Source organism: Streptomyces sannanensis (assembly GCF_039536205.1).
GTDB lineage: Bacteria > Actinomycetota > Actinomycetes > Streptomycetales > Streptomycetaceae > Streptomyces > Streptomyces sannanensis.
On the sequence record NZ_BAAAYL010000001.1, the window covers coordinates 7,106,853 to 7,119,972 of the forward strand.

Sequence of the window (13,120 nt, forward strand, 5' to 3'; positions counted from 1 at the left end):
GTGAGAACAGAAGCCTGGCTCTTTGCCGGAGTGGCATGGTTCTTTCTCGTGACAGACGTGCTGTACGCCGCGTGGTCCAGGGATCCGGCCGGTACGGCGGCACTGACCGTTGCCTTCCTCATGGCGACGCTGGTCTCGTACTTCTTCGCGGTGACCTATCGCAGACGGGGCCTGCGGCCCGAAGACCGCAAGAACGGGGAAGTACATGACCGGGCAGGGCCGGTGGACTTCTTCCCCCCGCACAGTGTCCTTCCTGTATGCACCGCCTTCGGCGCCGCCGTGCTCGCGCTGGGTGTCGTCTTCGGGCTGTGGCTCGCAGTGATCGGCGTCGGCATCGTTGCGGGGGGAGTGGCCGGAATGGCCTTCGAGTTCCTCGGTCACGACTGACCCCGGCCGAGGCGTCACTCCTGCCTGTCCCCGGTCGGCTCCGGCCCCGGCGCCGCCCTCGGCTCCGGCTCCGGTGGCGGCGCGATGCGGGCCTCGATCTCCGCCTGCTGCTCCTCGGTGACGGGCAGCTCCACGCGGTCGCTGTAGTACCAGCTGCTCAGGGCAGACCTCAGCCGCTGCCGACGGGTGACGGGACCTTCTGCGGGCAGCTCCAGGGGCTGGGGAAGTTCGCGCACGAGGGCGCGGTAGCGGTGCGGCGCGGGCAGCGGGCGGCGCCCCCCCGAGAGTCCGCCGAAAGGCGTCTGGATCACCAGGCCGCTCTCCTCTCCCTCGGTCAGGAGCCGGCGGTCGTGCGCCTGCAGGGCGAGGCAGAGCCGCTTGGTGACGGCGAAGGCCAGCACCGGGGCCACGATGAGCGCGATCCTCAGGATCCATGTCAGGGCACCGACCGAGACATGGAACGAGAACGCGGTGACGTCATTGCCGCCGGCGAGGAGGAGCACCGCGTAGAACACCACGGCGGCGACGCCCAGCCCCGTACGGGTCGGGCGATTGCGCGGCCGGTCGCACAGATGGTGTTCACGGCCGTCGCCCGTCACCCACTTCTCGACAAAGGGGTAGAGGAACAGCACCAGGAACACGATCGCCGGCAGGACGACGGCCGGGAGAAAGACGTTCCACATGATGGTGTGTCCGGCGACATCTGTCTCCCAGGGCGGCATGAGCCGCAGGGCGCCCTCGAGGAATCCGACGTACCAGTCCGGCTGCGCATCGGTGGAGACCTGGTCGGCTTGATAAGGGCCGTACTTCCATACGGGATTGATCTGTGCGACGGCGCCCAGAAAAGCCAGAACGCCGAACACCATGAGGAAGAAGCCGGTGGACTTCGCGGTGAACTGCGGGAACATCGGCTGGCCCACGACGTTGCGGTTCGTGCGGCCCTGCGCGGCCCATTGAGTGTGCTTGAGATAGACGACCAGGACGAGGTGTGCGGCGATCAGCGCGACAAGAATTCCGGGGACGAAGAGTACGTGAACGATAAACAGGCGGGGAATGATGGCATACCCCGGAAACTCTCCTCCGAAGGCGAACATCTCCAGCTCGGTACCCACGACCGGGATGGACCCGACAATGGTGGCTGCCGTCCGCAGGCCGGTTCCGGACAGGAGATCGTCGGGTAGGGAGTAGCCGGTGAATCCCTCCAGCAGGGCGAGCAGGAACAGTGTCACCCCGATGACCCAGTTCACCTCCCGCGGCTTGCGGAACGCGCCGGTGAAGAAGATCCGCAGCATATGGACGGCGATGGCGGAGATGAAGATCAGCGCGGCCCAGTGATGGATCTGGCGGATCAGCAGGCCGCCGCGCACCGCGAAGCTGATGTTGAGCGTGGATGTGTATGCCTGCGTCATGAGCGCGCCGTTCAGTGGGGTGTACGGGCCGTGGTAGACCGTTTCCACCATTCCGGGGTCGAAGAACAGCGTCAGGAACGTGCCTGTCAGTAGCAGCACTGCGAAGCTGTACAGCGCGATTTCGCCGAGCAGAAAGGACCAGTGATCCGGGAAGGCCTTGCGCAGCACCTGCCTGGCGAGTTCCGCGGCGGGCATTCGTCCGTCCAGCGCGCTGAAGCCGTCGACCGCCGCCTGCCCGGCCTGGGCCTTCAGTCGTTCCCGCCGCTTCCGAAAGAGCATGCGCCCGTTCTCCCGTCGACTCCCGTACCGCCGTCTGCGGGCGGCTCGATTCGCCGATATGGGTAACCAGCAGCTCGCGGAATCAATCAGTGCCGATATGGGCATGGTGCGTCGGCGTTGTTCGATTTCGTCGGCGGTGCGCTCGCCCCGGGCTCGGAGGCAGATCGGTCGGCGGCGCTCAGAACGCCGCCTGGAGGGCGGGCAGGAGTGTCTTTGCCGACCAGTCGAGAAAATCGTGCTGGGTATCGCCGCCGATCTGTACGAGCGCCACCAGGTTCTAGCGAGGGAGTACCAGGCTTCAGCCCGGTAGGGAATCGCTTCTCAATACTGCTCTGACCAGCAGGTTAGAGCGGACGTGCCGTGTTGTCAGACCCGCCGCATAGGGTGGTCGTCGTGCAGCTTCGTTACCAGTTCCGCGTCTACCCGACGCCCGGTCAGCGCATTCGCGCGGCCAGGGTGTTCGGGTGCAGGCGTGTGGTCTGGAACGACGCGTTGGCCCGGATCAAGCCGGTCAAGGCGTCGAACAAGCTGCTCGGGAATCCGAAGGACCGGCTCGCCCACGGCCCGTACCAGTTGGTGCCGAAGAGCCCGGACCTGGCCAAGACGCTGATCACCGAGGCGAAGAAGACCCCCGAGCGGGTGTTCCTCATCGATGCGCCGGTCGGCGTACTCCAGCAGACCCTCCGGGATCTGGACGCGGCGTGGAAGGCGCACGAGGACTCCAAGACCGGCAAGCGGAAGGGACCGAAGGTTGCCCCGCCGAGGTTCAAGTCCCGCAAGGACAACCGGCAGGCTGCCCGGTTCACCCGCTCCGACCGGTGGTCGATCACCGAGGACGGCAAGCTGAGGTTGCCGAAAATCGGCGGCCTCAAGGTGAAGTGGACCCGTGATCTGCCGTCCGAACCCAGCTCGGTGACGCTGGTCAAGGACCGTTCCGGCCGGTACTGGGCGAGCTTCGTCGTGGAGACCGACCCCGCCGCCGACATCCTCCCGCCCACCGACGGCGACCAGGGCATCGACCTGGGCCTGACCCGGTTTGCCGTGCTCGCGGACGGCTCGCACATCGCCTCGCCGAAGTACCTGCGCCGGGCGGAGAAGAAGCTGAAGAAGCGGCAGCGTGAGCTGTCGCGGAAGAAGAAGGGCAGCAGCAACCGGGACAAGGCCCGGATCAGGGTCGCCCGCGCACACGCCGCCGTGGCGGATGCGCGCCGCAACTTCCATCACCAGTGGTCTCACAAGCTGACGAGCGAGAACCAAGCCGTCTTCACCGAGACCCTGAACGTGTGTGGACTGGCGCGTACCCGACTGGCCAAGAGCGTGCACGACGCGGGCTGGGCACAGTTCGTGATGTTCTGCGAGTACAAGGCGATCCGGCGCGGACGCTCCTTCGCCAAAGTCGCCCGGGGCTTCCCCAGCTCTCAGATATGTTCCGCCTGCGGACACCGCGACGGACCCAAGCCGCTCGACGTCCGGCAGTGGACGTGCCCGAACTGCGGCACCCGGCACGACCGGGACTTCAACGCGGGCAAGAACGTCCGATACGAAGGCCGCCGCATCCTCGCGGCGGCAGCACCATCCACCCCAGGACCTGGGGCCCGACGCCGGTAACGGCGGCGGTAAACGCCTGCGGAGCGCACGTAAGACCAGGCAGCGCGTGATGCCGAGTTCTGGCCGCAGCATGTCGGCACGCTCAACGGTGTCACCGCCCTCGAGAGAGCCTGGCCGGGCGGGGCTGACGCGGTGTGCTCCCGGCGACCTCGCCGGGAGCACACGGACGATCCGATCAGGCCGTCATGAAGGCGCCGACGGGCAGGGCCCGGTCGACGATGCGGACGTCGCCGACGAAGGCGTGCAGGACCTGGTCGAGCTTGCCGCCGTACTCGTAGCCGCCGAGCAGCCAGGGCATGCCGAGAGTGGTGATGCCGTTCGCCACCGTGGAGGGGTTGCGTACCACCGGGCAGCCGTCGACGTACATAGTGGTGTGGCGGCCGTCGTTGACCACGGCCACGTGCCACCACCTGTCGAGCGGGAGTTCGTGGCCCCAGTTGGTGACCGAGTCGTCCCGGTTCAGCGGGTACATCGCCCACTGCAGCTCCCGGCCACCGGAGAGGCTGAGCGTGGCCACCGGCTCCTCGGGGTCGCCGCCGGTCTTCTTCGCCTCGCCGCTCATGCCCCACCGGCTGAGCAGGGCGGCCCAGGCGTTGTTGCGGCTGTTCCAGTCGGCGGGCAGCTTGAAGAACGCCTCGATGGTGTAGCCGGAGGCGAAGGTGGCCTGGTTCAGCGGAGCCTGCGGGACCGTCTGCAGGTAGGCGCCCTGCAGCGGGTTCTGGTGCCCGGTGAAGAAGATGCTGCCGTGCCCCGGCTGGTCGGGGTGGAACTCGGCGGACCAGGTGAGAGCGTCGGCAGGGCTCCCCGGGACCGTCGCCTTGACCAGGTCGTTTCCATGGCCGCTCAGATCGGTGACCCGCTCGGAGTCGGACAGCGGTGAGCCGTCCTGCTGGGCGCTGTCGAAGCGCCAGTACGCCACCGTGCCGGGGATCAGCATCCGACTCGCCGGGCGCGCCGCGCGCGCCGGCACGGGCGCGAAGCCGGAGAACCGCTGTTCGAAGTCGATCGGGACGGAGAAACGGTCCTGGTCGCCGGTGAGTTCGATCTCCTGGCGCTCCAGGGCGTTGAGCCGGCTACCGGCCTGACCCATGACCCACGGAGAGATGGTCTCGACATCGATGGTGTTCCGAGCCAGGTCGAACCGGTAGAGCCGGATCATGGCGGCGCCGCCGTAGTAGCGGTTCTGGTAGTTGGTGATGTGGAGGTGGACGTCGTTGCCGACGTCGTTCCGTCGGGTCGTCCGCCCTGCGGGCCAGTAGTGCCCGTTCAGGGTGAGGAAGATCTGATCGTTGCCCGCGATCAGTTTGTCCCACAGCTGTCGGCCGTAGCCGGAGAGCTGGGCCTCGTCACCGGGTTTGTTCGCGTAGACGAGTTCATGCGTCGTCAGGATGACCGGAGTCCCGGGATGCTGCGCGATCACGTTCTGCGCCCAGGCGAAGCCGGCCGCGGAGAGCCGCCAGTCCAGGGCGAGCACCAGCCACTCCCGGCCGGCGGCCCGGAACAGGTGGTAGGTGTTGTAGCCGTCGGGGCTGGCGCCGCCGAAGGTACGTGCCTTGCGGAAGCGCTGGGGGCCGAAGGCGTCCCGGTACGGAGTGTTGCCACGCTGGTCGTTGCCGCCCGAGCCGACGTCGTGGTTGCCCGCGAGCACGCTGTAGCCCACGTCACTGTGGTCCAGCAGCTCGAAGGCCTTGCTGATCGCGTCGAACTCGTTCTTCTGGCCGTTCTGGGTGAGGTCGCCGAGGTGCGACATGAAGACGATGTTCTCGTCCGCGGAGTTGTCGAGGATGTAGCGGAAGGACGCCTCGATCGGCTCGGGGTGGATGCTCTGACCGTCGAAGAGGTACTGGGTGTCGGGCATCACCACCAGCGTGAACCGGGGGCTGTCGGGATCGGGCCGTCCACGACCGGGCTCCGCGCTCCGGGCTTCGGCGCCGGGCGGCAGCAAGGGAGCCGCGGCGGCGGTCGGCGTCCCGATCACGCCGGCGGCCACGGCTCCGGCGCCCACCAGCCCTGCGTTGCGCAGAAGCGATCGGCGGCTGGTGCCCAGTTGTGGGCCGTCAGGCTTGTGGTGCGGGCTGCACATGTACGTCTCCGTATCTCCGGGATGAGCACGCACACCGTAGGTTTCGTGCACGGAGTAAACGGGAGTGGTTGCGTCGACGTCTGCGGAAGATCACATGAACAGCAGCGCGGGAAGCCGACGAATGGTGTGATTGGGCCGGTCGCGGTCGAGAGGTGCCTTGGGAATCCCGGTCGCGGCCTTTACGCCGAAGGGCTCGAGTACGGCTGCCGGAGGACTGGCTGCGACCAGCCGGTTCTTGGTGACCCGCAGGCAGCGCGCGGCGTCGCTTGTCGTCACCGCGGCTGCCACGCTGAACCCGTTGACGGTATGCGAGGGAGGCAATCGTGGTGCCTGGCAAGAATCGGACGAAAGGCGGCACGCCGAAGGCCGGGGACGGCCCCGGCCGCCTGTCCTCGGCTGCGTACGAGAAAGAGCTGTTGCGTCTCCAGATCGAGCTGGTCAAGCTCCAGGAGTGGGTACGGGCCACAGGCGAGCGGCTCGTGGTCCTCTTCGAGGGCCGCGACGCGGCCGGCAAGGGCGGCACGATCAAACGGGTCACCGAGCACCTCAACCCGCGCATCGCCCGCATCGTCGCCCTGCCGGTGCCGACCGAGCGCGAGCGCACCCAGTGGTACTTCCAGCGCTACGCCGAGCAGCTCCCGGCCGGGGGAGAGATCGTGCTGTTCGACCGCAGCTGGTACAACCGGGCCGGCGTCGAGCACGTCATGGGCTTCTGCACCCCGGATGAATACCGGCGCTTTCTTCATCAATGTCCCATCTTCGAGCGGATGCTCACCGAGGACGGGATCCTGCTGCGCAAGTACTGGTTCTCGGTGAGTGACGCCGAGCAGGAGCGCCGGTTCCGCAAGCGGCTCAGCGACCCGACACGGCGCTGGAAGCTCTCCGCGATGGACGTGGAGTCCTTCACCCGCTGGGAGGCGTACTCCCGGGCGAAGGACGAGATGTTCGTGCACACCGACATCACCGAGGCGCCCTGGTACGTCGTGGAGAGCGACGACAAGCGCGCAGCGCGCATCAACATGATCGCCCACCTGCTGTCGACCGTCCCGTACGGCCAGGTCGAGCCACCGCTGGTGCAGCTGCCGCCGCGGCCTTCGTCGACGGGATACCAGCGGCCCCCCAGGGACCTCCAGTCGTACGTGCCCGACTATGCGGCCACGCTGCTGGACCGGTCCCCGCCCGGTGCGGCACACCCTCAAGGGTGAGGGGAAATGTCAGCGGGTGGTGAGCACCATCCGGAAGCGGGCCGCGCCGGAGAGCATCCGCTGGTACGCCTCTGCGGCCTGGCCCAGCGGCACAGTCTCGGTCATCGGGCGGATCCCGTGGAGGGCGCTGAACGCCAAGGTGTCCTGGATGTCCTGCGCGGTGCCGGACGGGTGGCCGCGGATGATCTTACCGGCCATGAGGAGCTGGACCGGGCTGATTCCCAGTGGTTCGGTGTCCGCGCCGATGACCACCAGCTCGCCGCGGTGGGACAGCCCGTCCACGGTCGCCGTGATGGCATGGGAGTTGGCCGCGGTGGCCAGGACGACCCGTGCGCCGCCGAGGGACTGCAGCGCGTCTGCGACAGGGGTGGCGGTAGTGCTGTCGATGTAGTGGTGCGCGCCGAGTTGCTTGGCGAAGTCGGCTTTGTCGGCTCCGCGGGCGATGGCCACGGTTTCGAAGCCCATGGCGACCGCGTATCTCACCCCCAGGTGGCCCAGGCCACCGATGCCGAGGACGGCGACCAGGTCGCCCGGCTGCGCTGAGCTGCGCCGCAGTCCGTTGTACGTGGTCACGCCGGCGCAGGCGATGGGTGCCGCATCGGTCGGTGCCAGCGAGTCGGGAATCCGGGCCAGGGCGTCTGTCGGCACGACCACTGTCTCGGCGAAACCGCCGTCGTACGCCCATCCCGGAACCTTGAGGTTCGGGCACACGATGAAGTCGCCCTGTCTGCACGGCGTGCAGTGGTGGCAGCTTCCGCCGAACCAGCCGATCGCCACCCGGTCGCCCAACCGCCAGTCGCTGTGTGTCCCCTCGCCGAGTTCCTCGATGCGTCCGGCGATCTCATGCCCGGGTACCAGCGGAAACCGGACGCCCGGCAGCATGGCGTCCACGAACAGGGCGTCGCTGTGGCAGATTCCGCATGCGTCCACAGCGACCCGTACATGGCCGGGACCCGGCTGTGGTACCTCACGCTCGACGATCTCGAACGGCCCGCCTGTGGCGGCCACCTGCGCGACTCGATAGCTGCTCATCCAGATCTCTCCCGTGTGCCGGCCTCGGCCTGTCGACGACCAGCAGATCAGCTCCGGCCGGATCGCGCGCGCCGAAACGGGCTCGGGCCCCCGCAACGTGCACGAGCGCGGCCGCACGACCTGGGGTTGGCCTACGCTCGTCCCTGTGCGACCCACTGCGGCGGTTGTCACGCGCACTGGTAGTGAGCTTCTGCCATGCGCGCCGGACGTGTCCGGGAGATCCTGGCCGGGGAACAGGTGGGCCACACGGAGTCGGATCGGCATGGTCCACCGAGTGGGCCGGTATCACGTCGGCATGGTGGTCCTGGCTGCCCGAGCCGACGCATGGCGTCGCAGGACTGGTCCGCGCGGAGCCCCCGGCCGAGTACGGGTCCCGTATGACGAAAGGACGTACCCATGACCACGGACGCCCATCCCGGCCCGCTGCGCGTGCTCGTCTTCGGCGCCGCACTGCGGGCCGGATCGGCCAACGCCCGCCTCGCGTCCCTCGTGGTTCGGCTGATCTCCGACACCGGCGCCACCGTCGACCACGCTGCCATGCACGACTTCGACATGCCGTTGTACGACGGCGACGTGGAGGCCGCCACAGGACTGCCGAACGGCGCCCTCGCGCTGCGTGACCGGATCGAACAGTCCGATGCCTTCGTCATCTCGTCCCCCGAGTACAACGGCTCCGTGCCGGGCGTACTGAAGAACGCGATCGACTGGGTCTCACGTGTACGGCCGCAGCCGTTCAGGACCAAGCACGCGTTGCTTGTCTCCGCCTCGCCGTCCTTGATCGGTGGCAACCGAGGGCTGTGGGCGCTGAGAGTCCCCTTGGAACACCTCGGTACTCGCGTCTATCCGGACATGTTCAGCCTTGCCAATTGCTACCAGGCATTCGCGGAGGACGGAACGCTGATCGACCCGGGGTTGCGGCAACGCCTCACCGAAACCGTGACCGCGTTCCTCAGCCTCGTCGAAGCCGATGTGCGATACGTCTGTCTGGAGCGCCGGTGGTACGAATTCCTGGGAGACCGCACCGAGGCGCCCATCACCCAACGGGCCGAGGGGTGAGCCCGGCCGTGAGGCCCCCGGCGTCGCGGCCGGGGGCCGACCACGTATGAGAGCTCAGTTTGAACTCGGTACTCCGAAATCGTAATATCCGGAATCGTGAAGTCCGATTCCGTTCCCATGGTGCCCTCGGCCCTGCTTGCCCTGCAGCGTGCCACGCACACCACGCTGCACGTGCTTGCCGCCGAGCTCGTCGATCTGGACCTGACCGCCTCCGAGATCAACGCGCTGGCCAACCTCGCCGACGGCAACGGCCGCACGGTGTCCCAGCTGGGCGCCGCCGTCGGCGCGCGCCCCACCACGCTGACCAGCGTGCTCGACCGGCTGGAGCGTCGCGGCCACATCACCCGCGGCACCCGCGCCGGCGACCGCCGATCCGTGCTCGTCGAACTGACGCCCTCCGGACGGCTGACGGCCGCCACGATCAGGCAGACCCTCAGCGAGCTGGAGCAACGTGTCCTGGCCGGGGTGTCCCCCGAGGCGGTCGAGGGTTTCCGCACGGTCCTGGAAGCAATGACGAAGGTAAGCGCATGACCATCCACCACCCCAGTCCTCACTCCACCCATGACGCGTCCGGTGACGACCGGTCGCCCTTCGCCGCGCTGATGGCCCAGGTGATGGCCGACGCCGAACGGTTCGGCCACCGCCAGCACATCCACCTCACCTGGCTCGCGATCCGGCAGTACGGCACCACCGCGGCGATCGATCTGGTCAGCGACGGCATCCAGGCCACCGCCCGCCGCGCAGGAGTGCCACAGAAGTACAACGTCACTGTCAGCCGCGCCTGGGTCGAACTCGTGGGGCACCACGTCGCCGCATCCGACAGCGCCGACTTCGACGCCTTCGCCGACCAGCACCCGGACCTGCTCGACAAGCAGCTGCTGAGCCGGTTCTACCGCCCTGAGACGCTGTCCGGTGCGTCAGCCCGCGTCGGCTGGGTCGAACCCGACCTCGTCCCGTTCCCCTGGCAGTCCGTCAGCAGCTGACCGCCGTGCCCGATCGCGTCGGGCCTACAGCAGGGTCTGGTACACCTGCTGCACGTTGTTCCGGACGGGTGGGCGGTGCCGGGCCGCCGGCCCGACGGCGAAGGCTCTCAACAGGTTCTCCGTGGTACGGGTGACGAACGCGCCCGTACGGGCGTCCATCCCGTGGTTGCGTCCGTTGTCGTGGGTGCCCGCCATGAGGCCCTCCACCCAGCGCATTGTTCCGCTCGCGAAGACGCCCGCACCGCTGGGCACGGTGTAGTACGCCGAGTCGCTGTGACTCATGCGGCCGTTGCACACGACGGGGGAGTGCGCGACGATCTCGATGTCCTCGGGGCCGGGCATGCCCGGAAAAACCCGGTCGTACTCCACGCCCACCAGATGCTCGAACGTGTCGCCCGACCGGACGCCGGTTCTCTCGAACAGCCAGTGGTCGGGCGTGTGGACGACATACGGCGCGTCCACCGGATATCCCTCGTACAGCACCCCGGTGAGACCCGATTCGGGGTCGGGTGCGGGGGCCGCGCGGAAGTCGGTGGTGACCAGGGCCGGACGACGTGGGTAGTACGGGTCGGACGTGTAGGAGCTCTTATAGCAGACCACAGTGTGATCGGGGGAGTCGTGCCCCTGCTCCAGCCGGACTCGCCGGTAGCACGTATTGGCGCCCATGATGGCGAGATTGGTGCCGGCGTCCCGTGCCTTGGTGATGTGCTCCCGCTGTTGCGGGGTCCAGTACTCGTCGTGCCCCAGCACGACCACCGTCGTCGCGCCGCGCAGGACGCGGGGGTCGCGGTGGACGTCCATGCCGGTGGTGTAGGCGAGCGGGATACCGAGGCGCTCGGCCAGTGCCACCGCTGCCCGCTCGTAGACCATGAACTTCTCCGCGCCGTTGCGGTCGTAGGGCCTGTCGAAGCTGACCACGAGCGACCTCGAGCCGTATGTGCCGTCCGATCCCTCGTAGAGGTTGTAGCCGCCCCATCGGTTGTACGCCTGCCAGGTGGCGGGCGCGGACATCAGTACCGTGCGGCCGGCGCCGTGCGCTGAGCGGACGATCAACGGCACGTACCGCTGATGACCGCTCTCCGCGTCCAGGCGCAGCAGGTACGCGCCTTCCGGCCAGCCCTGCGTGCCGACGGTGAGAGTACGTTTCCAGTGGGCACGCACCGTACGCGTCGCCCCCTCCAGGCGGGGAGCGCCCTGGGCGCGTCCCGGCACCCGCTCGGAACGCCACACCAGCCGTGCCTGCACGCCGCCGTACCAGCCCATGCGGTAGGCGGAGACGCGGAAGCCGGGTGCGGTGGTCGACACGTGCAGCCCGAAGGACTCACCAGGCAGCACGCTCACCTGATCGGCGTACCCCGCGACGGCCTCTGGAGGCCCCTGCGAGCGAATCCGCCAGTCGTCGGCGCCCGGCAGTTCCGTTTCGTTCTCCGCCCGCCCTGTGCTCTCTGCGGGCCGAGGGCGCGCCGTGTGCTGCTCGCACGCGGTGGCTGCCGCGTTCGTGACACCTATTGCCGCGCACGCGCACAGAAAGCGCCTGCGGTTCCACTTCGCTCGGTTCTTGCCGTCCAAGCCGCCTCCCTGCGTCGGTGCGCACAGCACGCGTCATGTGGAGTACAGGGTCGACTCACCGTAACGGCCGCCTCGGCCGAACAGCCACCGGAATGCCCCCTGGCCCGGCCGAAGCGGTCGGGCCAGGGCAGCGTGGACCCCCTCCTCGCGCCCAGCGCTCCCGTGGACGGCTTTCCCGGCCCGGGGCGGTGTGCGGACCCTCGTCGTACAGTGCGCCCGACGTGACGACCGCGACCGTGGCCAGGGCCCACAACCAGTGTCGCGCGCGACGGGCGGCGGCGTCGGTTGTCGGGCCGCTGCGGGGAGCGTGCGATGAGGCCGGCACGCTCCCGCAGGCCCGGTTACAGGTCGAACTCGTGCGGCGGCAGGTCCAGGGTGTAGCAGGCTTCGCGGACGACGGCCTGTTCGGTCTTGTCGAAGTCGCCGTCTGCGCCGCCGATGACGATGCCGATCTGGATGACGGCGCGGGCCTCGGCCGGCTTCTTCTTGGCCTTGGCGATTTCCTGGAGGACGCTGACCTTGCCGAAGTCGAAGTCGGCGGTCAGCTTGTCGAGGTTGCTGTCGAAGCGGCGCTGGAGGTCTTCGGCGGGAAAGTTCTGCAGGACCTCGTTGGTGGCGATGAGCTGGGCGACACGGCGCCGCTCGGAGGGATCGACGGTGCCGTCGGCGGCGGCGACGAGGGCACACATGGCCATGCTCGCGTCGCGGAAGGCGCCGCTCTTGAGGTCGTTCTTCTTGGCCACGAGCTGTGTTTGCATCGTCGACGCGGATTCCTTGATGCGGTCCCACAGAGCCATGGTGCTTCTCCTCGGAGTGCGGTGGGTGGTAGTTGAAGTCGTCTGCCCGCAGGCCCGGGCCATGTGACGCCCCGGGCCGGCAGGCGGTTGTCCGTCAGACGTTGACGCCGAAGTCGGAGGCGATGCCGGCGAGTCCGGAGGCATAGCCTTGACCGACTGCTCGGAACTTCCAGTCGGCGCCGTTGCGGTAGAGCTCGCCGAAGACCATGGCGGTTTCGGTGGAGGCGTCCTCGGAGAGGTCGTAGCGGGCCAGTTCGGTGCCGCCGGTCTGGTTGACCACGCGGATGAAGGCGTTGCGGACCTGGCCGAAGCTCTGCCCGCGGGCATCGGCCTCGTGAATCGAGACGGGGAACACGATCCTGGTGACATCGGCCGGTACGGCGGCGAGGTTCACCTTGATGGACTCGTCGTCTCCCTCTCCCTCGCCGGTGAGGTTGTCGCCCGTGTGCTCGACCGAGCCGTCGGGGCTCGTGAGGTTGTTGTAGAAGACGAAGTGCCGGTCGGAGACGACCTTTCCGGAGTCGCCCAGGAGCAGCGCGCTGGCGTCGAGGTCGAAGTCCGCGCCGGAGGTGGTGCGCACGTCCCAGCCGAGCCCCACGAGCACGGCGCTCAGACCGGGGGCCTCCTTGCTCAGTGAAACATTGCCGCCCTTGGCGAGGCTCACACTCATGCTGTCTCCCTCTGTCGGAGGTCGCGGGCGCCTGCGCGCCAG

13 protein-coding genes are annotated in these 13,120 nt (G+C 68.3%); 6 read left to right on the forward strand and 7 right to left on the reverse strand.

The window, feature by feature from the left end; translation table 11 throughout:
• Positions 1-387, forward strand: a complete 387-nt coding sequence (ctaF, locus tag ABD858_RS33130; RefSeq protein ID WP_345033931.1) for an aa3-type cytochrome oxidase subunit IV — start codon at positions 1-3, stop codon at positions 385-387.
• Between the two features lie 14 nt (positions 388-401).
• On the opposite strand, the gene qcrB is transcribed toward ctaF, so the two are convergent.
• On the reverse strand, positions 402-2,075 hold the full coding sequence (gene qcrB, locus ABD858_RS33135; RefSeq protein WP_345033929.1) for a cytochrome bc1 complex cytochrome b subunit: 1,674 nt from the start codon (positions 2,073-2,075) through the stop codon (positions 402-404).
• 393 nt (positions 2,076-2,468) lie between these two features.
• Here qcrB and ABD858_RS33140 point away from each other — a divergent pair, with 393 nt between their 5' ends.
• Positions 2,469-3,683, forward strand: coding sequence for an RNA-guided endonuclease InsQ/TnpB family protein (locus ABD858_RS33140; protein WP_345033928.1), 1,215 nt, complete (start codon positions 2,469-2,471; stop codon positions 3,681-3,683).
• Between the two features lie 175 nt (positions 3,684-3,858).
• On the opposite strand, the gene ABD858_RS33145 is transcribed toward ABD858_RS33140, so the two are convergent.
• A complete protein-coding gene (locus ABD858_RS33145; protein ID WP_345033927.1) occupies positions 3,859-5,766 on the reverse strand; it encodes a LamG-like jellyroll fold domain-containing protein in 1,908 nt (635 codons plus the stop codon).
• 90 nt (positions 5,767-5,856) lie between these two features.
• Positions 5,857-6,042, reverse strand: a complete 186-nt coding sequence (locus ABD858_RS33150; protein WP_345033925.1) for a hypothetical protein — start codon at positions 6,040-6,042, stop codon at positions 5,857-5,859.
• Between the two features lie 110 nt (positions 6,043-6,152).
• On the opposite strand from ABD858_RS33150, the gene ppk2 reads away from it, so the two are divergent.
• Positions 6,153-6,971 (forward strand): polyphosphate kinase 2, encoded by an 819-nt coding sequence (ppk2, locus tag ABD858_RS33155; protein WP_345044188.1) that lies wholly within the window; start codon positions 6,153-6,155, stop codon positions 6,969-6,971.
• 9 nt (positions 6,972-6,980) lie between these two features.
• Here ppk2 and ABD858_RS33160 read toward each other — a convergent pair whose 3' ends face one another.
• Positions 6,981-8,003, reverse strand: a complete 1,023-nt coding sequence (locus ABD858_RS33160) for an alcohol dehydrogenase (protein ID WP_345033924.1) — start codon at positions 8,001-8,003, stop codon at positions 6,981-6,983.
• A gap of 396 nt (positions 8,004-8,399) precedes the next feature.
• Here ABD858_RS33160 and ABD858_RS33165 point away from each other — a divergent pair, with 396 nt between their 5' ends.
• From ABD858_RS33165 to ABD858_RS33175, 3 genes are all read left to right on the forward strand, one after another.
• A complete protein-coding gene (locus tag ABD858_RS33165; protein WP_345033922.1) occupies positions 8,400-9,059 on the forward strand; it encodes an NADPH-dependent FMN reductase in 660 nt (219 codons plus the stop codon).
• Positions 9,060-9,155: 96 nt separating this feature from the next.
• Complete coding sequence (locus ABD858_RS33170) at positions 9,156-9,590, forward strand: MarR family winged helix-turn-helix transcriptional regulator (protein ID WP_345033921.1); 435 nt, start codon at positions 9,156-9,158, stop codon at positions 9,588-9,590.
• Positions 9,587-10,042, forward strand: a complete 456-nt coding sequence (locus ABD858_RS33175; RefSeq protein WP_345033920.1) for a hypothetical protein — start codon at positions 9,587-9,589, stop codon at positions 10,040-10,042. Before ABD858_RS33170 ends, ABD858_RS33175 begins: the two co-directional genes overlap by 4 nt.
• Positions 10,043-10,066: 24 nt before the next feature.
• On the opposite strand, the gene ABD858_RS33180 is transcribed toward ABD858_RS33175, so the two are convergent.
• The 3 genes from ABD858_RS33180 to ABD858_RS33190 all read right to left on the reverse strand — a co-directional run bounded on the left by ABD858_RS33180 (position 10,067) and on the right by ABD858_RS33190 (position 13,078).
• Complete coding sequence (locus ABD858_RS33180) at positions 10,067-11,383, reverse strand: N,N-dimethylformamidase beta subunit family domain-containing protein (protein WP_425586127.1); 1,317 nt, start codon at positions 11,381-11,383, stop codon at positions 10,067-10,069.
• 569 nt (positions 11,384-11,952) lie between these two features.
• On the reverse strand, positions 11,953-12,408 hold the full coding sequence (locus ABD858_RS33185; protein ID WP_345033919.1) for a tellurite resistance TerB family protein: 456 nt from the start codon (positions 12,406-12,408) through the stop codon (positions 11,953-11,955).
• A gap of 94 nt (positions 12,409-12,502) precedes the next feature.
• Positions 12,503-13,078, reverse strand: a complete 576-nt coding sequence (locus ABD858_RS33190; protein ID WP_345033918.1) for a TerD family protein — start codon at positions 13,076-13,078, stop codon at positions 12,503-12,505.
• Positions 13,079-13,120 lie beyond the last annotated feature (42 nt).